This window comes from Pimelobacter sp. 30-1 (genome assembly GCF_018831735.1).
In the GTDB taxonomy this organism is placed as follows: Bacteria; Actinomycetota; Actinomycetes; order Propionibacteriales; family Nocardioidaceae; genus Nocardioides.
The window spans coordinates 421,652-439,170 of sequence record NZ_NHTS01000006.1; the positions used below are offsets into that span (position 1 = coordinate 421,652).

At 71.6% G+C, this 17,519-nt stretch carries 19 protein-coding genes; 4 read left to right on the forward strand and 15 right to left on the reverse strand.

The features are described 5' to 3' along the window. Positions 1–57: 57 nt before the first annotated feature. A complete protein-coding gene (locus CCO04_RS16965) occupies positions 58–408 on the reverse strand; it encodes an STAS domain-containing protein (protein ID WP_215815299.1) in 351 nt (116 codons plus the stop codon). A 123-nt stretch (positions 409–531) separates the two neighbouring features. Between CCO04_RS16965 and CCO04_RS16970 the strand changes: the two genes are divergently transcribed. The 4 genes from CCO04_RS16970 to CCO04_RS16985 are packed head-to-tail and all read left to right on the forward strand — an operon-like array spanning position 532 to position 5,854. Next, positions 532–1,110 carry a cob(I)yrinic acid a,c-diamide adenosyltransferase gene (locus tag CCO04_RS16970; protein WP_215815300.1) on the forward strand — a complete coding sequence of 193 codons (579 nt, stop codon included), beginning with the start codon at positions 532–534 and terminating at the stop codon, positions 1,108–1,110. A gap of 10 nt (positions 1,111–1,120) precedes the next feature. Continuing rightward, positions 1,121–1,648, forward strand: coding sequence for a hypothetical protein (locus CCO04_RS16975; protein ID WP_215815301.1), 528 nt, complete (start codon positions 1,121–1,123; stop codon positions 1,646–1,648). Beyond that, positions 1,645–4,851 (forward strand): DEAD/DEAH box helicase, encoded by a 3,207-nt coding sequence (locus CCO04_RS29860; protein WP_215815302.1) that lies wholly within the window; start codon positions 1,645–1,647, stop codon positions 4,849–4,851. The genes CCO04_RS16975 and CCO04_RS29860 overlap by 4 nt, the downstream gene beginning before the upstream one ends. 40 nt (positions 4,852–4,891) lie before the next feature. After that, a complete protein-coding gene (locus CCO04_RS16985) occupies positions 4,892–5,854 on the forward strand; it encodes a hypothetical protein (protein WP_215815303.1) in 963 nt (320 codons plus the stop codon). On the opposite strand, the gene CCO04_RS16990 is transcribed toward CCO04_RS16985, so the two are convergent. The 14 genes from CCO04_RS16990 to CCO04_RS17055 form a co-directional block, all read right to left on the reverse strand. Continuing rightward, a complete protein-coding gene (locus tag CCO04_RS16990; protein WP_308281296.1) occupies positions 5,832–7,244 on the reverse strand; it encodes an MFS transporter in 1,413 nt (470 codons plus the stop codon). The genes CCO04_RS16985 and CCO04_RS16990 overlap by 23 nt on opposite strands. A gap of 10 nt (positions 7,245–7,254) precedes the next feature. Next, positions 7,255–7,716, reverse strand: a complete 462-nt coding sequence (locus CCO04_RS16995; protein ID WP_215815304.1) for a DUF2550 domain-containing protein — start codon at positions 7,714–7,716, stop codon at positions 7,255–7,257. Positions 7,717–7,723: 7 nt separating this feature from the next. Further along, a complete protein-coding gene (locus CCO04_RS17000) occupies positions 7,724–8,143 on the reverse strand; it encodes a F0F1 ATP synthase subunit epsilon (RefSeq protein WP_215815305.1) in 420 nt (139 codons plus the stop codon). Between the two features lie 2 nt (positions 8,144–8,145). Continuing rightward, entirely contained in the window at positions 8,146–9,600 is a 1,455-nt protein-coding gene (gene atpD, locus CCO04_RS17005) for a F0F1 ATP synthase subunit beta (protein WP_215815306.1), read from the reverse strand. A gap of 33 nt (positions 9,601–9,633) precedes the next feature. Next, positions 9,634–10,551, reverse strand: coding sequence for a F0F1 ATP synthase subunit gamma (locus tag CCO04_RS17010; protein ID WP_215815307.1), 918 nt, complete (start codon positions 10,549–10,551; stop codon positions 9,634–9,636). 3 nt (positions 10,552–10,554) lie between these two features. Then, on the reverse strand, positions 10,555–12,192 hold the full coding sequence (gene atpA / locus CCO04_RS17015) for a F0F1 ATP synthase subunit alpha (RefSeq protein WP_215815308.1): 1,638 nt from the start codon (positions 12,190–12,192) through the stop codon (positions 10,555–10,557). Positions 12,193–12,254: 62 nt separating this feature from the next. Then, positions 12,255–13,061 (reverse strand): F0F1 ATP synthase subunit delta, encoded by an 807-nt coding sequence (locus tag CCO04_RS17020; protein ID WP_215815309.1) that lies wholly within the window; start codon positions 13,059–13,061, stop codon positions 12,255–12,257. Further along, the gene (locus CCO04_RS17025; RefSeq protein ID WP_215815310.1) at positions 13,061–13,615 is read right to left on the reverse strand and encodes a F0F1 ATP synthase subunit B; all 555 of its coding nucleotides are present in this window, start codon (positions 13,613–13,615) and stop codon (positions 13,061–13,063) included. Before CCO04_RS17025 ends, CCO04_RS17020 begins: the two co-directional genes overlap by 1 nt. 32 nt (positions 13,616–13,647) lie before the next feature. Continuing rightward, the gene (gene atpE / locus CCO04_RS17030; protein WP_215815653.1) at positions 13,648–13,860 is read right to left on the reverse strand and encodes an ATP synthase F0 subunit C; all 213 of its coding nucleotides are present in this window, start codon (positions 13,858–13,860) and stop codon (positions 13,648–13,650) included. An 88-nt stretch (positions 13,861–13,948) separates the two neighbouring features. Then, positions 13,949–14,746: a F0F1 ATP synthase subunit A gene (gene atpB / locus CCO04_RS17035; protein WP_308281298.1), complete on the reverse strand. Its 798-nt coding sequence runs from the start codon at positions 14,744–14,746 to the stop codon at positions 13,949–13,951. A gap of 16 nt (positions 14,747–14,762) precedes the next feature. Beyond that, the gene (locus CCO04_RS17040; RefSeq protein WP_151581013.1) at positions 14,763–15,002 is read right to left on the reverse strand and encodes an AtpZ/AtpI family protein; all 240 of its coding nucleotides are present in this window, start codon (positions 15,000–15,002) and stop codon (positions 14,763–14,765) included. A 30-nt stretch (positions 15,003–15,032) separates the two neighbouring features. Beyond that, positions 15,033–15,479: a hypothetical protein gene (locus CCO04_RS17045; protein ID WP_215815311.1), complete on the reverse strand. Its 447-nt coding sequence runs from the start codon at positions 15,477–15,479 to the stop codon at positions 15,033–15,035. 70 nt (positions 15,480–15,549) lie between these two features. Beyond that, the gene (locus CCO04_RS17050) at positions 15,550–16,854 is read right to left on the reverse strand and encodes a glycosyltransferase family 4 protein (RefSeq protein WP_215815312.1); all 1,305 of its coding nucleotides are present in this window, start codon (positions 16,852–16,854) and stop codon (positions 15,550–15,552) included. Further along, positions 16,847–17,518, reverse strand: coding sequence for an L-threonylcarbamoyladenylate synthase (locus tag CCO04_RS17055; RefSeq protein WP_257750386.1), 672 nt, complete (start codon positions 17,516–17,518; stop codon positions 16,847–16,849). Before CCO04_RS17055 ends, CCO04_RS17050 begins: the two co-directional genes overlap by 8 nt. Position 17,519 lies beyond the last annotated feature (1 nt).

The window sequence follows — 17,519 nt, forward strand, 5'->3', positions numbered from 1 at the left end:
TGGTAACGGTCCGGACGTGTGGGGTACTGCACAGCCCCCACCCCCGGACGGGGGTGCTCAGGCGGGGACCGGCTCGCGCTCGAGCTCGATCAGCCGGATCAGGTGGGTGAGGTGGAGCATGCGGCGCACGGCCGGGCGGGCACCACGCAGGACCACGCGGACGCCGTACTGCTGGGCCTGGCGGCTCGCCGCGGCGAGCACCTTGAGCGCGGTGGCGTCGACGGAGCGCACGGCGCTCACGTCGATGATGACCGGGCTGATCCGGTCGATGCCGCAGCGGCGGATGTGGTCGTGGACGGCGGCGCGCAGCTCACCGGTGCTGCGGACGTCCAGATCGCCGCCCAGGAGCAGGACCGGCTCCCCCGGGACGCTCTCGATCCGGACAGGGGTCGACTGTCGCACTCTCATGGTTTCCCTCCCGAGATGTCAGTCGTGTCTCCCACCTGTTACCCACCATGACGCGCCAGCAGTCCGATCGGTTGCACCCCGGACCGACTTTTTTCCGTCGGCCCTCGCGACTACGCTCCGAACATGGTCAACCTGACGCGGATCTACACCCGTACCGGCGACGCCGGAGAGACCCGGCTCGGCGACATGAGCGTCACCACCAAGACCGACCTGCGCCTGCTCGCCTACGCCGACGTCGACGAGGCCAACGCCCACCTCGGCGTCGCCCTCGCCACCGGCGGGCTCGAGGAGGACGTCGTGCGCGTCCTGACCCGCGTCCAGAACGACCTCTTCGACGTGGGCGCCGACCTGTGCACGCCGGTCGTGCCCGACCCGGAGTACCCGCCGCTGCGCATCGAGCAGGACTACGTCGACCGGCTCGAGCGCTGGTGCGACGAGTACAACGAGCACCTGCCCAAGCTGCGCTCCTTCATCCTCAACGGCGGCACCCCCGGCGCCGCGCACCTCCACGTCGCGCGCACCGTGATCCGCCGCGCCGAGCGGGGCGCGTGGGCGGCCTACGAGGTGCACGGCGAGGCGATGAACAAGATCGCGATCACCTACCTCAACCGGCTCTCCGACCTCGTCTTCATCCTCGCCCGGCACGCCAACCGGGCCGAGGGCGACGTGCTCTGGGTGCCGGGCGGGGAGCGCGGCGAGTGAGCAGGCCCCCGTGCAGGTGACCTTCACCAAGCTCACCGGCCGCTACGAGATCGCGGTGGACCGGTCGGCCGGCGCCGCGCTCGCGCCGCGCAACGGGCCCGGTCACGACGACGCGGTGCCGCACGACGTCGCACACCTGCTCGTCGAGATCGAGGAGGGCCTGCGCGGCGGGGTCTACGGCCGGCTCGCGGCCGCCGACGGCGACGACGGGCTCTTCTGGCCGGTCGACCCCAAGGCCCGCCGGGCCTCGCTCAAGAACCGGCGGACGCCGACGTCCCAGGAGTCCGCCGACATGGCGCGCTCCGAGCGGCTCGCCTCGCTCAGCGTGGCGCTGTGGGAGGTCGCCCGCGGGCGGCGCGCGCCCGACCCGGCCTGGCCGGGCAGCATCGAGGCGAGCGGCCTCGCCGGCGACCTGCTCGACCGGCTCTTCGCGCGCTACGACGACTTCGCCGCGCGCTGGACGGCGCTGGCCACCGGCGCCTCGATCACGCTGGCCTGGCCGTTCCCCGAGGGCACCGGGAAGCGGCGGCGCACGTGAACGTCCTCGCCACGCTGACCGACGAGTTCCTGGGCCGCCACTTCGACCCGGCCACGCTCGACCGCGCCCGCGAGGTGGCCGCGGCGGGCGCCGTACGGCGTCCCGAGATCGGTCAGCTGACCGCCTCCTCGGTGACCGCGACCGCCGAGGTGCAGGGCTCGCGCGACCTGCCCTACCAGGTCCAGCTGCACGCCGAGGCGCCCACCGACGACTACGCCGGCTGGCTGTTCACGGTGTGCACCTGCCCGGTCCGCTCGACCTGCAAGCACGGCGCCGCGCTGGCGCTGACGCTGCGCCAGACCTTCACCCAGCCCGCCGGCGAGGCCACCTGGCGGCGCTCGCTCGAGCGACTGGTCACCGAGCTCGACAAGCAGCAGGCCGGTCCGGTCGAGCAGGTGCCGCTCGCGCTCGAGATCAGCCTCGAGGAGGGGCGCACCAGCTATCGCTCGGTCGGCCCGGCGATCCGGATCCGGCCGATGCGCCAGGGCAAGAACAAGCCATGGATCAAGACCGGCGCCGACTGGAGCGACATCGGGCTCGGGTCCGGCGCGGCCGGCTTCCCGCCCGAGCAGGCCGACGCGATCGCCGCGCTGCACGCGCTGTGGTCGGGACACCGCTCCTACTACTACGCGGGGGTCGCGCCCTCGCTCGACGAGTTCGGCGACCACGTGGTGCGCGCGCTGCGCCACGCCCGCGACGCCGGCGTCACGCTGCTGCCCGCGCGACCGCTGCGCTCGGTGGCCATCGCCGACGAGCCGGCCGAGGTCGTCGCCGAGCTCACCGACGTCGACGGTGGGACGACGCTGCGCGCGGCCGTCACCCTGGGCGAGCGGACCTGGCGCGGCGACGCCGTCGTACCGATCGGGTCGCCGGCGTCGGTGGTCGGCCTGGTCGAGGACCGCCACCTCGTGCTCGCCGCGACCACCGCGCCCGTGCCGCCCGCGCTGCGCCACCTCGTCGACGGGCCGCCCATCGTCGTACCGCCGGCGGACCTGGCGGCGTTCCGCTCGGCCCTGCCGGGGCTGATGCGCCACCTGCCCGTGCGCGCCGAGGAGTCCGCGGTCGAGCTGCCCGAGCCGCTCGCGCCCACGCTGGTGCTCACCGTGACCTGGCACAGCGCGACCAAGGCGGGGCTCGCCTGGCACTGGCAGTACGGCGACGACGACCGCGACGGCGACGGCGGGGAGGCGCGCACCTGCTCGCTGACCAGCCACGACCCGCTCGGCGGCGTGCGCGACCGGGCGGCCGAGCACGCGATCCTCGAGACCGTCTCCCCCGGCCTGCTCACCACCGCCACGATGGCCGACGGCGACGCCCTGGCGCTCGCGATCCACGGTCTGCCGCACCTGCGCACGCTGGCCGGGGTACGGGTGGTCGAGCAGGAGCGGCCCGACTTCCGCGAGGCCGACATCGCCCCCGAGATCCGCTTCGACCTGGTCGAGCCCGCCGACGCCGACGCGGCCGGCGCCACCGACTGGCTCGACCTCGCGGTCACCGTCAGCGTCGACGGCGAGCAGATCCCCCTGCCCGACGTGCTCGCCGCGCTCACCCTCGACCAGGAGTTCCTGGTGCTGCCGAGCGGGCTCTACGTCACCACCGACCGCCCTGAGCTCGCCCGGCTGCGCGAGGTCGTCGACGCCGCCGCCGAGCTGCGCGAGCGCGACGGCGAGCACATCGGCATCGGTCATCACGACCTCGGCCTGTGGGCCCAGCTCGCCGAGACCGGCCTGGTCGACACCCAGGTCGCCGAGTGGGTCCACCGCGCCCACGCGCTGCGCGACCTCACCGACATCCCCCAGCCCACCCCGCGCGGCCTGGTCACCGACCTGCGCAGCTACCAGCGCGAGGGCTTCTGGTGGCTGGCGTTCCTGTGGCAGCACGGGCTCGGCGGGATCCTCGCCGACGACATGGGCCTGGGCAAGACCCTCCAGGTCCTCGCCCTCATCGCCCACGCCCGTACCGAACGCCCCACCGACGCGCCCTTCCTCGTCGTCGCCCCCACCAGCGTCGTGACCGCCTGGGCCTCCGAGGCCGCCCGGCACGCGCCCGGGCTGCGCGTCGGCATCGCCGGACGCCGTACGGACGACGTGGGGGCGCTCGCCCGCGACCACGACATCGTGGTCACCACCTACACGCTGCTCCGGCTTGCCCACGAGCGCTATGCCGGCGTCGCGTGGTCGGGCGTCGTCCTCGACGAGGCCCAGCAGGCCAAGAACCACCAGAGCAAGACCTACCAGGCGGTGCGCACCATCGAGGCGCCGTTCAAGCTCGCCGTCACCGGCACGCCCTTCGAGAACCGGCTGATGGAGCTGTGGTCGCTGCTCTCGATCACCGTCCCCGGCCTCTACCCGTGGCCGCGCGCCTTCGCCGACAAGGTCGTCCGGCCCGTCGAGCGCGACGCCGACGCCGCCGTCCTCGACCGCTTCCGGGCCCGGATCAAGCCGTTCCTGCTGCGGCGTACCAAGGAGCTCGTCGCCGACGACCTGCCGCCCAAGCAGGAGCAGGTCCTCGAGGTCGACCTCGACCCCAAGCACCGCAAGATCTACGACACCCACCTGGCCAAGGAGCGCCAGCGGATCCTCGGCCTGGTCGAGGACTTCGACCGCAACCGGGTCGCCATCTTCAGCGCCCTGACCAAGCTCCGCCAGCTCGCCCTCGACCCCGCCCTGGTCGACGCCGAGCACGACAAGGTCGGCTCGGCCAAGCTCGACGTCCTCGTCGACCACCTCGCCGAGATCACCGCCGAGGGCCACCGCGCCCTCGTGTTCAGCCAGTTCACCTCGTTCCTGGGCCGGGTCCGCGCCCGCCTCGACGCGGCCGACATCGTCACGACGTACCTCGACGGGTCCACCCGCGACCGCGGCGCCGTCATCGACGAGTTCCGCTCCGGCGCCGCCCCCGTCTTCCTGATCTCCCTCAAGGCCGGCGGCGTCGGCCTCACCCTCACCGAGGCCGACTACGTCTTCGTCCTCGACCCGTGGTGGAACCCGGCCGCCGAGGCCCAGGCCGTCGACCGCGCCCACCGGATCGGCCAGACCGCCCACGTCCACGTCTACCGCCTCGTCGCCACCGACACGATCGAGGAGAAGGTCATGGAGCTCAAGGCGCGCAAGGCCGAGCTGTTCGCCCAGGTGATCGACGGCGACGGTGCGATGAGCACGGCGATCGGGGCCGACGACATCCGGGGACTGTTCGCCGACTGAGGGCAGCGCTGCGGGGTCTTCCTGTGCCACGCTGAGCGACATGAACCCGGCCCGTCGCCTCGGCGCGGTGCTCGCTCTCGCCCTAGCCGGCTCGGTCGCCGGCATCGCGCCCGCCAGCGCCGCGACCCCCACCTTCGCCGTCACCAGCGGCCCCTACGAGCCCCGCAGCACGGTGGGCTTCCTCGGCAGCGGCTGCCCCGCCTCGTCCCCGATCTCCATCGACGTCTGGGACACGGCGAAGCCGAGCAGTCACGTGAACCTCGACCACTGGACCAACGCCAACTCCGCGGGCGCCTTCGGCACCAGCATCGACCTGGACGACCGCTTCGACCGCGGGGCCCAGGTCGGCTTCTTCGTCTCGTGCACGAGCACGGTCGACTGGAACGCCGGCGCCGCGCTGGTCACCACGCCCCGCTACGGCTGGATCAACCTCCCCGACCCGGCCATCGCCATCGACGCACCTGCCGGCGCCACCGTCGGGACCACCCACCGGGTCGTGGTCCGCACCGACAGCGTGCTGGGCGGAGCGAGTCTCAGCCTCGACGGCGCACCGCTGCCCTTCCGGCCCGACAGCGTCTACGGCTGGTGGGTCTACGAGCTGCCCGCCACCCTCGCCGCCGGCGACCACGCGCTCCACGCGACCTGGTCGCCGAGCGCCCCCGGCTCACCGACCGTCAGCGCCGACGCGACCTACCGGGTCGCCAAGGAGCGGCCCGGGCTCGCCGAGCGGGTCGACCGGCGCCGGGTCGGCCGGGGCGGCGTGGTCAAGGTCCGGGTGGGGCTCAGCGCGGTCGGAACGGTCGCGCGCACCGGCCGGGTCGTCGTACGGGACGGGCGGCGGGTGGTCGGCCGGCTCACGCTCGGGCCGAGCGGCGCGAGCACCCGGGCGCTCCGGGTCCGGCTGAACCGTCCGGGGAAGCACCGGCTCACCGCGACCTTCACCGGCAACGCCGACCTGAGCGCGGTCCGCTCCCCCGCCCTCACCGTCCGGGTACGACGCTGACCCGCTCCGGGTCGCGGATCAGCAGGTACGACAGCAGTCCCCCAGCAGCCAGCAGCGCCGCGCACCACAGCATCGCCGCCTGGTACCCGGCCCCGAACGCCTCCGGCGCCTGGTAGTCCTCACCCGAGAGCCCCACGAGCAGCGGCAGCGCCGCGACGGCGAGGAGGGAGCCGGCGCGGGCGACGGCGTTGTTGATGCCGGAGGCGACGCCGGCGTGGTGGTCCGGCGCCGCAGCCAGTACGGCGGCCGTGAGCGGCGCGACGAGCAGCGCCAGGCCCAGCCCGAACACCGTGAGCGGGCCGGCCAGGTCGCGCCAGTAGACGACGTCCGCCCCCACCCGCGCCAGCAGCAGCGTGCCCACGGCGCAGAGCAGCGGCCCGAAGGTCATCGGCAGGCGCGGGCCGATCCGGGCGGCGAGCGCGCCACCACGGCCGGCCAGCAGGACCATGACGATGGTGATCGGCAGGGTGGCGACGCCCGCGGCGAGCGGGCTGAAGCCGGAGACGGTCTGGAGCTGGAGCACGACGAAGAAGAGCACCCCGCCCAGGGCCGCGTAGGTCAGCAGCGTCATCGCGTTGGCGGCCGAGAACTGCCGCGAGGCGAAGAGGGTGAGCGGCAGCATCGGGTGCCGGCTGCGGCGCTCGTTGAGGCCGAAGAGCAGGGCGGCGGCCAGGCCGATCACCAGGGCGGCGAGTGCGGCGCCGGGCAGGGCGGTCCACTCGATGAGGGCGTAGGTGATCCCGCCGAGGGCCAGCGAGCCGAGCACGGCGCCGCCGACGTCGAAGCCGCGCACGGCGCTCGGGTCGCGGGTCTCGGGGACGGCGCGAGCGGCGAGGAGGGTGAGGGCGGCGAGGGGCAGGTTGATCAGGAACACCCAGCGCCAGCTGGCGCTCTGGACGAGCCAGCCGCCCAGGAACGGGCCGACCGCGGTGGCGACGCTGCCCAGGCCGGACCAGGTGCCGATGGCGCGGGGCCGGTCCTCGGGGGCGAAGGTGCCCTGGATCATCGCCAGGCTGCCGGGGGTGAGCATCGCGGCGGCGGCGCCCTGGGCGACGCGGGCCGCGATGAGCACCGGGGCGGTCGGGGCCAGGCCGCAGGCCACGGAGGTCAGCGCGAAGCCGATCACGCCGAGCACGAAGATCCGGCGCCGGCCGAAGCGGTCGCCCAGCGAGCCGCCGAGGAGGGTCAGCGAGGCCAGGCTGAGCAGGTAGCCGTTCGAGACCCACTGGAGGTCGCCGAGGCTGGCGTCGAGGTCCTCGCCGATGCGGCGCAGGGCCACGTTGACGACGGTGCTGTCGAGCAGCGCCATCGCGGAGCCGAGCGTTGCGGCGGCCAGGACGATGCGTCCGGTCCGCGACGCCAGCTGGACCTGGGCGCAGGTGGGCTCCACGGCAGCCAGGCTACGACGAGCCGGAGCCCTTGACCCGGTTCCAGTCGGTCCCGGGCGGGCGCGCCTCGAGCCAGGCCTGGAAGCCGGTCAGCGAGGACACGCTCATGGCCAGCTCGACCGGTCCCTGCGGCGACTGGCAGCGGATCACGAGGTGATCGGGGTACAGCGAGGCCTGCTCGGCACCGAGCGGCTCGCGCCGGCCGTCGTACTTGATCTCGTCACGACGCCACGAACGCTTGGGCTTGCGCGACAGCGTGAAGACCCGGAACCACTCCAGCCGCTCGCCGGAGTACCGGCCCAGGCCCAGCACCCACCCACGCTCCGGCGTGTCCATCCGGTAGCGGTGGCTGAGCTCGAACGTGCCACCGTTGCGGGAGAGCAGACGGCGCCGGACGATGACTCCGGCGCCGTACAGCACACACAGGAGCAGGAGCGCGCCACACGCGTCGAGCAGCCACTCCCACCACGTCATCTGTGAACTACGAGACCTTCCCGCTTACCTTCTCCGCCGCGCGGATGCGGGCCTCGGCGTGCCGGACCCGCTGCTCCGCCTCGTCGCTGGAGTCGAGCAGGCGCCGGGCCTCCTCGAGGTCGACCTGGGCCTGGGACACCTCGATGTCCTCGCCCCGCTCGATCCGCTCCGCGAGGATCGACACCCGGTCGTTGGCGACCGAGAGGAACCCGCCGTCGAGGGCAGCCACCAGCAGCTGGTTGGTGCCCTCGACCTGGACCTCGACGACGGAGGCCGACAGCAGCGACAGGGTCGGCGCGTGCCCACGCAGCACACCGATGTCTCCCTCGAGCGTGCGCGCGATGACCATCGACGCCTCACCGGACCACACGGTCCGGTCGGCGGCGACGAGCTCGACGTGCAGGGTCGAGACTGCGGACTCGGCCATGATCAGAGGCTCTTCTGGATCTCGGCCCAGTTGCGCTCGACGTCGTCGAGACCGCCGCACATGAAGAACGCCTGCTCGGCCACGTGGTCGTACTCACCGTCGGCGATCTTGTTGAACGCCTCGATGGTCTCGGCCACGGGAACGGTCGAGCCCTCGATGCCGGTGAACTGCTTGGCGACGTAGGTGTTCTGCGACAGGAACCGCTGGATACGACGCGCGCGGGAGACGATGATCTTGTCTTCCTCGGAGAGCTCGTCGACACCGAGGATCGCGATGATGTCCTGGAGCTCCTTGTTGCGCTGCAGGATCTGCTTGATGCGGATCGCGCAGTCGTAGTGCGCCTGACCGATGTACTGCGGGTCGAGGATCCGCGAGGTCGAGGTCAGCGGGTCGACGGCCGGGTAGATACCCAGCGACGCGATCTCACGGGAGAGCTCGGTCGTCGCGTCGAGGTGCGCGAAGGTCGCGGCCGGGGCCGGGTCGGTGTAGTCGTCCGCGGGGACGTAGATCGCCTGCATCGAGGTGATCGAGCGACCGCGCGTCGAGGTGATCCGCTCCTGCAGCGTGCCCATCTCGTCAGCCAGGTTGGGCTGGTAGCCCACAGCGGACGGCATGCGGCCGAGCAGGGTCGACACCTCGGAACCCGCCTGGGTGAACCGGAAGATGTTGTCGATGAACAGCAGCACGTCCTGGCCCTGGACGTCGCGGAAGTACTCCGCCATCGTCAGCGCGGACAGGGCGACGCGAAGACGCGTGCCCGGCGGCTCGTCCATCTGGCCGAAGACCAGGGCGACCTTGTCGAAGACGCCGGCCTCCTGCATCTCGACGATGAGGTCGTTGCCCTCACGGGTGCGCTCGCCGACACCGGCGAACACCGACACACCACCGTGGTTCTTGGCAACACGCGCGATCATCTCCTGGATGAGCACGGTCTTGCCGACGCCGGCACCACCGAACAGACCGATCTTTCCACCGGTCACGTACGGCGCGAGCAGGTCGATGACCTTGATGCCCGTCTCGAACATCTGGGTCTTCGACTCCAGCTGGTCGAAGGCCGGCGCCTTGCGGTGGATGCCCCAGCGCTCGTTGACCTCGACCGTCTCGCCCTCGGCGAGGTTGAGGAAGTCACCGGTGGCGTTGAAGACCTTGCCGAGGGTGACGTCGCCGACGGGCACCGAGATGGGGCTGCCCGTGTCGGAGACGCTCTGGCCGCGGACCAGGCCGTCGGTGGGCTTGAGGGAGATGGCGCGGACCATGCCGTCGCCGATGTGCTGGGCCACCTCGAGCGGCAGGACCGAGGTCTCGCCGTCGAGGGTGATCTCAGCCTCGAGCTTGTTGTAGATGTCGGGCATCGCGTCGGTCGGGAACTCGATGTCCACGACCGGGCCGATGACCCGTGCGATCCGACCCACCGAGGCCGCACCGCTGGCGGTGGTCTCTTCAACCGTTGCAGTCATGTCTTACTCCGTTAGGTGTTTTCTCTGGTGGGGTCAGTCGTTCGCGGCGGCCTGGGCATCGGCGAGCGCGTTGACGCCGCCGACGATCTCGCTGATCTCCTGGGTGATGCCCGCCTGGCGCGCCTGGTTGGCGATCCGGGTGAGCTTCTTGATCAGCTCCTCCGCGTTGTCCGTCGCAGCCTTCATCGCCTTCTGGCGGGCGGCGAGCTCGGAAGCGGCCGCCTGCAGCAGGCTGAAGAAGATCCGGCTCTGGACGTACTGCGGCAGCAGTCCGTCGAGCACCTGCTCCGGGGACGGCTCGAACTCGTAGAGCGGCAGCAGCTCGTCGGCCTCGGGGGCCTCCTCGCCCTCGACGACCTCGAGCGGCAGCAGCCGGATCGCGGTCGGCTCCTGGGTGAGCATCGAGCGGAAGCGGGTGTAGACGACGTGGACCTCGTCGACGTCGCCCTCCTCACCCTGCTCCTTGAGGAAGGCCGTGATCAGCGCCGCGCCGATCTCGGCCGCCTTGTCGTAGGTCGGCTGGTCGGAGAAGCCCGTCCAGGCCTGCACGTAGGGGCGACCGCGGAACTTGAAGTACGCCTCGGCCTTGCGACCGGCCAGGAAGAAGTCGATCTCCTTGCCCTCGTCGCGCAGGCGCTCGGTGAGGCGCTCGACCTCCTTGATGACGCTCGAGGAGTAGGCACCCGCCAGACCCCGGTCGCTGGTGATGACCAGGACCGCGGCCCGCTTCGGGTTCTCCTCCTCGCGGGTCAGCGGGTGGTCGACGTTCGAGAACGTCGCCACCGCCGACACCGCGCGGGTCAGCTCACGGGCGTACGGCGCTGCCGCCTGTGCCCGCTGCTGCGCCTTGATGATCCGGGACGCAGCGATGAGCTCCATGGCACGCGTGATCTTCTTCATCGACTCGGTCGACTTGATCCGCGCGCGGTACTCACGCAGCGATACGGCCATGTGTCAGCCCCGCTTCTGCTTGACGATCTGCTCCTGCTCGAGCTCGTCGTCGGCCAGCGCCTCGGCCTCGGGCTCGTGCCCGACCTTGATGCTGCCCCCCTCGGAGGTCTCGAACTGGTTCAGGAAGGAGTCGTACGCGGCGGCGAGGCCGTCCTCGTCCTCGAACTTCTGGGTCTCGCGGATCGCGGCGAGGATGCCCTCGTGCGAGCGGCGCAGGTAGTCGAGGAACTCGCTCTCGAAGCGGAGCACGTCACCGGTGGCGACGGCGTCGAGGCGACCCGACGTACCGAGCCACAGCGAGACGGTCATCTCCTCGAGCGGGTACGGCGAGTAGGCCGGCTGCTTGAGGAGCGCCATCAGCCGCTGACCGCGGGCCAGCTGCTGCTTGGACGCGGCGTCGAGGTCGGAGGCGAACATCGCGAAGGCCTCCATCGCGCGGTACTGCGCGAGGTCGACCTTGAGCGAGCCGGTGACGGCCTTCATCGCCTTGGTCATCGCCGCGCCGCCGACGCGGGAGACGGAGATACCGACGTCGATGGCCGGGCGCTGGTTGGCCGCGAACAGGTCCGACTGCAGGAAGATCTGGCCGTCGGTGATCGAGATGACGTTGGTCGGGATGAACGCCGAGACGTCGTTGGCCTTGGTCTCGATGATCGGCAGACCGGTCATCGAGCCCGCGCCGAGCTCGTCGGAGAGCTTCGCGCAACGCTCGAGCAGCCGCGAGTGCAGGTAGAAGACGTCACCCGGGTAGGCCTCGCGGCCCGGCGGACGACGCAGCAGCAGCGACACGGCGCGGTAGGCCTCGGCCTGCTTGGTCAGGTCGTCGAACACGATGAGGACGTGCTTGCCGGCGTACATCCAGTGCTGGCCGATGGCCGAGCCGGTGTAGGGGGCGAGGTACTTGAAGCCCGCGCTGTCGGACGCCGGAGCCGCCACGATCGTGGTGTACTCCAGGGCGCCGGCCTCCTCGAGGGCGCCACGCACGGAGGCGATGGTCGAGCCCTTCTGGCCGATGGCGACGTAGATGCAGCGGACCTGCTTGGTCGGGTCGCCCGACTCCCAGTTCTGCTTCTGGTTGATGATCGTGTCGATCGCGACCGTGGTCTTGCCGGTGGCGCGGTCGCCGATGATCAGCTGACGCTGGCCACGGCCGATCGGGGTCATCGAGTCGATGGCCTTGATGCCGGTGGCGAGGGGCTCGTGGACCGACTTGCGGGCCATGACGCCGGGCGCCTGGAGCTCGAGGGCGCGGCGGCCCTCGGTGGCGATCTCGCCGAGGCCGTCGATCGGCTTGCCGAGCGGGTCGACCACGCGGCCGAGGTAGCCCTCGCCCACGGGGACCGAGAGGATCTCGCCGGTACGGCGGACCGTCTGGCCCTCCTCGATCTTGTCGAAGTCACCGAGGATGACGACGCCGATCTCGCGGTCCTCGAGGTTCAGCGCGAGGCCGAGGGTGCCGTCCTCGAACTCGAGGAGCTCGTTGGCCATCGCCGAGGGCAGGCCGCTGACGCGGGCGATGCCGTCACCGGCGGAGGCGACGGTGCCGACCTCTTCCTTGCTGGCGGCCGCGGGCTGGTAGTCCGCGACGTACTTGGCGAGGGCGTCGCGGATCTCGTCCGGACGGATGGAGAGTTCCGTCATCTCTGGTGCCTTCTCTCTTCTTCTGCTGCTGAAGTCTGGTGTGCGGATCGAACCGTGCCGGGTCAGCCGGCGATCTTGCGGCGAGCGTCGTCCAGGCGGCTGGCGACCGTGCCGTCGATGACGTCATCGCCGATCTCGACGCGGAGACCGCCGACGACGGTGGCGTCGACGAGGACGTTGAGGTGCACCGGGCGGCCGTACTGCTGGGTCAGTGCTGCAGCGAGGCGGTGCTGGACCGCGGGGTCCAGCGGTCGCGCGGCGTGGACCGTCGCGACCCCTTCGCCGTTGACCTGGGCCGCCGTGCGCTCGTAGTCCTCCAGCGCCGCAACCACGGTGCGGTAGGAGCCGGAGAGCGCCTGGCGGGTCAGCTGGACCGTGGCCGGCAGGGTGCGACCACCCAGGAGCGTCTCGACCAGGCCCGCCTTGTCGGCGACCGTTCGGGACGGGTCCGAGAGGGCGTTGCGCAGGTCGTGGTTCGCGGTGACCAGCTGGCGCACCCCGAACAGCTCGTCGACCAGGGTCGAGGCCTGCAGGCCCACCGAGCGGACCGACGCCACGACGCCGAGCTGCTCGAGCGCGTCGGCGAGGTCACGGGCCCGGGTCCAGCGCTGGCCGGCCGCGGTCGCGAGGACCTGCAGCGCGGCCGGGTCGACCTTGCCCGAGAAGACGTCGCGGACGACGCCCTCGCGCGCCTGCGCCGGCACCGACTGGTCGGTGACGAAGCGCCGGAGCGTGCCCTCGGACCGGATGCCGGCCGCCGCGGCGAAGAGGTCGTCGGCCACCCGGGCGGCCGATCCCTCAGCCACCCCACCGAGCTGGTCGGTGAGGGTGGCCATCGCCTCGGCGGAGGCGCCGCGGAAGGACACCATCAGGCGTCCTTCGCCGCGGTCTCGGAGGCCTCGAGGTCGGCGAGGAAGCGCTCCACGACCCGCGCCTGGCGCGCGTCGTCCTCGAGCGACTCACCGACGATGCGACCGGCGAGACCCGTCGCGAGCGAGCCGACCTCGGCACGCAGGGAGGTGACCGCCTGCTGGCGCTCCGCCTCGATCTGCGCCTTGCCGTGGTCGAGGATGCGCGTGGACTCGGCCTGGGCCTGCTCCCGCATCTCCGCCACGATCGCAGCACCCTGCTCACGCGCCTCCTCACGGATGCGCGCCGCCTCGTGGCGGGCGTCCGCGAGCTGCTGCTCGAGCTCGGCGAGCTTGGCGTCGGCCTCGGCCTGCTTCGACTCGGCCGCAGCGATGCCGCCCTCGATCGCCTGCGTGCGCTCGGCGAAGGTCGCCTCGAACTTCGGCGTGACGAACTTCCAGATCAGGAAGAACAGGATGCCGAAGATGACCAGCGAGAGCACGAACTCGACAGGCACGAAGGCGAGCGGTCCGTGGTCGCCTTCCTCCGCGGCGGAGATCAGAAATGTCTGCATGTGGCAGGCCCTTCAGACGAACTGTCGGAGGATCAAGAAAGCACGAAGGCGAGCGCGATACCGATGATGGCGAGCGCCTCGGCGAGCGCGAAGCCGAGGATCGCGATCGACTGCAGGCGGCTCTGCGCCTCGGGCTGGCGGGCGACGCCGGAGATGTAGGCGGCGAAGATGAGACCGATGCCGATACCCGGGCCGATGGCGGCCAGGCCGTAGCCGATCATGTTGGCGGAGCCGTTGATAGCCATAGGAAGCACGGCTTGTTCCTTTCGGTTGTTTCCTTGTTGGAAAACTGTGGGGTGGGGGTGGAGGAGGTCAGGCGGGGAGAGCGGGTGCTCAGTGCTCGTCGGCGAGCGCGCCCTGGATGTACATCGCGTTGAGCAGGGTGAAGACGTAGGCCTGCAGGAACTGGACCAGGATCTCGAGGAAGCCGATGGCGATCGCGAGGACCCAGGCGGCCAGTCCGGAGACGATGCCGATGCCGCCGCCGTAGTCCTTGATCAGGTACAGGCCGCCGGTGGCGAACAGCATGATCAGGAGGTGGCCGGCGAACATGTTGCAGAACAGACGCAGGGCCAGCGTGACCGGGCGGACGAGCAGGTTGGAGAAGAACTCCAGCGGCACGAGCAGCGGGTACATCGCAGGGCTGACGCCCGACGGCACGCACTGGAGCTTGAGGTAGCCGACCAGACCGTGCTTCTTGATGCCGACGGCGTTGTAGACGATCCAGCTCAGACCGGCCAGCGCGTAGGCCATCGAGGCCCGCGAGAAGGTCGGGAACTGGATGATCGGGATGCTGGCGAACGCGTTGTTGACCAGGATGAAGAAGAAGACCGTGACCAGGTACGGCACGAACTTGGCGAAGTCGTGGCTGCCGATGATGTCGCGGCCGATGCTGTTGCGGACCATCCCGTAGGCGCTCTCACCGGCGAACTGCAGCTTGCCGGGCACCAGGGCCCCGCGGCGCAGCGCCAGGTAGAAGAAGCCGAAGACCAGGACCGCGGCCAGCACGAGCTGGAACATGGGCTTCGTGATCGCCTGGTCGGCGATGCTGAAGAAGCCGGGAAGGTCGAAGTTGCCGGGCCCCGGAGCGTGGAACTCCTCGGCGGTGGGGGCGCTGGTCGCGGCGATCACCAGGTCTCCTCTGCGTTCACTTCAGCTTGTCCTGCTCGGATGAGTTCGGGGGTTCGGGCGGATCGATCCGGAACCGTGCTGCGGTCTGGTAGATCCCGAGGGCAGCGCCGAACAGGATCCCGACCGCAACGATGAAGTCGGTGCCGAGCCACCGATCCGCGAGCCAGCCGAGCAGGCCGTAGAACGCGACCCCGGCGGTGATGTAGCCGAACGCATGCCACGGATCGCCCTTGGGCTTCTCCTCGGGCTGACTCATTGCGCCCCGGACAATAGCAGTCGCGTGAGGTCATCGCGCACCGCCCTCGGGCCGGGCGACGGCAGGGCTCTCGAAGGCCGGGATCCGGGCCGTCGTGGCGAGCCGGATCTGCACGACCGTCCACACCAGGACGCCGGCGATGATGGCGCCGCCGAGCCAGCCCCGGTCGAGCTCGTGGTCGAGCATCCCCGAGCGGCTGAGCGCCACGAAGACGAGCGCCATGAGCACCACCTGGAAGGTGTAGGTGACCAGCGCGAACAGCAGCGAGGCCGCCGGCATCAGGCGCGAGACCGCGTCGACGGCGATGGCCCCGAAGGCCAGCACGCCGACCGCGAGCGCTCCCCCGACAGCGGCTCCGGCAGCGGCGCTGCCGCCGGCGGTGACGGCGGCGACGGCCACGACGAGACCGGCGGCGAGCGCGGACACAGTGGCCGCGCGCAGCACCACCGGGGGTGTCTTGGTGTCGGTCGTCAGCATTGGCGGCCGTCCTGCTCGGGTGCGTCTCGGGCGGGCCCCGGAGGCGTGCTCCGGGAGTTCGTGAAAGTTATCACAAAGTGCCGGAGGGCTCCGAATCGGGGGTGCTCGCGACGCCGTTCTCGGGGCTCGCGGAGGCCACCGGAGTGGCCCGTACGGCGTCCGCCAGGTCGGCGAGCGCGCCGGGGCTCACGGCCGGGCCGGTGGGGTCGCCGGGCCCGCCTGGCTCGCCCTGGACGGCCGGGTCGGGGTCGGCCTGGGGGTCGGCCGGGTTGTGCACGAGCGGCAGCGCGAACGTGAGAGCCACCGTGAGCGCCACGGCCGCGCCGAGCACCGACCACACGACCGGGCCGGTGAAGACGGAGGCGACGACGACGCCGAAGGCGATCATCCCGGCCCACAGCCACATGATGATGACCGCACGGCGGTGCGAGTGGCCGATCTCGAGCAGCCGGTGGTGCAGGTGCTGCTTGTCGGGCGCGAACGGGGAGCGCCCCGCCCGGGTTCTTCGCACCACCGCCAGGACCAGGTCACCCAGGGGCACGATCAGGATGGTGATCGGCAGCGCCACCGGCAGCAGCACGGGGAGCAGGCTGGAGCGGGCGCCGTCCGCGCCCTGGGTGAGGTCACCGGGGGCGAACTGGGTGGTCACCGTGATCGCGCTGGCCGAGAGCACCAGGCCCAGCAGCATCGAGCCGCTGTCGCCCATGAAGAGGCGGGCCGGGTGGAAGTTGTGCACGAGGAAGCCGACGCACGCGCCGGCCAGCGCCGCCGCGAGGAGCGCGCCGGTCACCGCCCGGGTGACGTCGTTGAGGTAGGTCAGGGAGTAGCAGAAGAGGAAGAGCGCGGACGCGCTGATCCCGATCACGCCGGCGGCGAGACCGTCGAGGCCGTCGATGAAGTTCACGGCGTTGACCGTGGTCACCACGATCAGGGCGGTGAGCAGGGCGCCCTGGGCGGTGTCGAGGGTGAGGACCTGGCCCTCGGCCTGGTAGAAGTACCGGAACTGGATGCCGGAGTAGACCAGGAAGCCCACGGCGAGCACCTGACCGCCGAACTTGGTCAGCGCGTCGAGGTCGAAGATGTCGTCGACCACGCCGACCGCACAGATCAGCGAGCCGGCCACGAGCACCGAGAGCGCGTCCTCGAAGAACGGGTTCTGGGAGCCGAGGAAGGGCAGCTGGCGGGCCACGAAGTACGCCGCCCAGAGCCCGCCGAGCATCGCCAGCCCCCCGAGGTACGGGATCGGCTGGGCGTGCACGTCGCGGTCGCGGACCTTGGCGACCGCTCCGGTGCGGATCGCGATCTCCCGGGCGACGACCGTCAGCAGGTAGGTGACGATCGCCGCGACGAGGAAGACGACGAGGTACTCACGCATCGGTCGGCTCGGTCTCCACACGCAGCTCGAGGTCGGACAGGACGGCGTCGAGCTCGGCGACGGAGATCGCGCCCAGGCGCAGCAGGCGGGGCTGCTCGGTGGTCGCGTCGACGATGGTCGAGGCGACGCCGCCGGGCGAGGCGCCGCCGTCGACGATGACCGCGACCGACTCCCCCAGCATCTCGGCCGCCGCGTCGGCGTCGAGCGCCGCCGGCTGGCCGGAGAGGTTGGCCGAGCTCACCGCGAGCGGGCCGGTGCGGTCGAGCAGGGCGCGGGCCACCTCGTGGTCCGGCATCCGTACGGCGACCGTGCCCCGGGTGTCACCCAGGTCCCACTGCAGCGAGGGCTGCTGGTGCAGGACCAGGGTCAGCGCGCCGGGCCAGAACGCCTCGACCAGCGGGGCGACGTAGGCCGGCACCCGGGCGGCGAGCGCCTCGAGGGTGCCCTTGGTGCCCACGAGCACCGGCGGCGGCATCTCGCGGCCGCGGCCCTTGGCCGCGAGCAGCCGGGCCACCGCGTCGGGGTCGAAGGCGTCGGCACCGACGCCGTAGACGGTGTCGGTGGGGAGGACGACGAGGCGTCCGCGCCGCACGGCACGGCTCGCGGCGTCGAGCGCCGCCTCGCGCTCCTCGTCGGTCTGGGTCGGGAACCGCTCGGCAGTCACG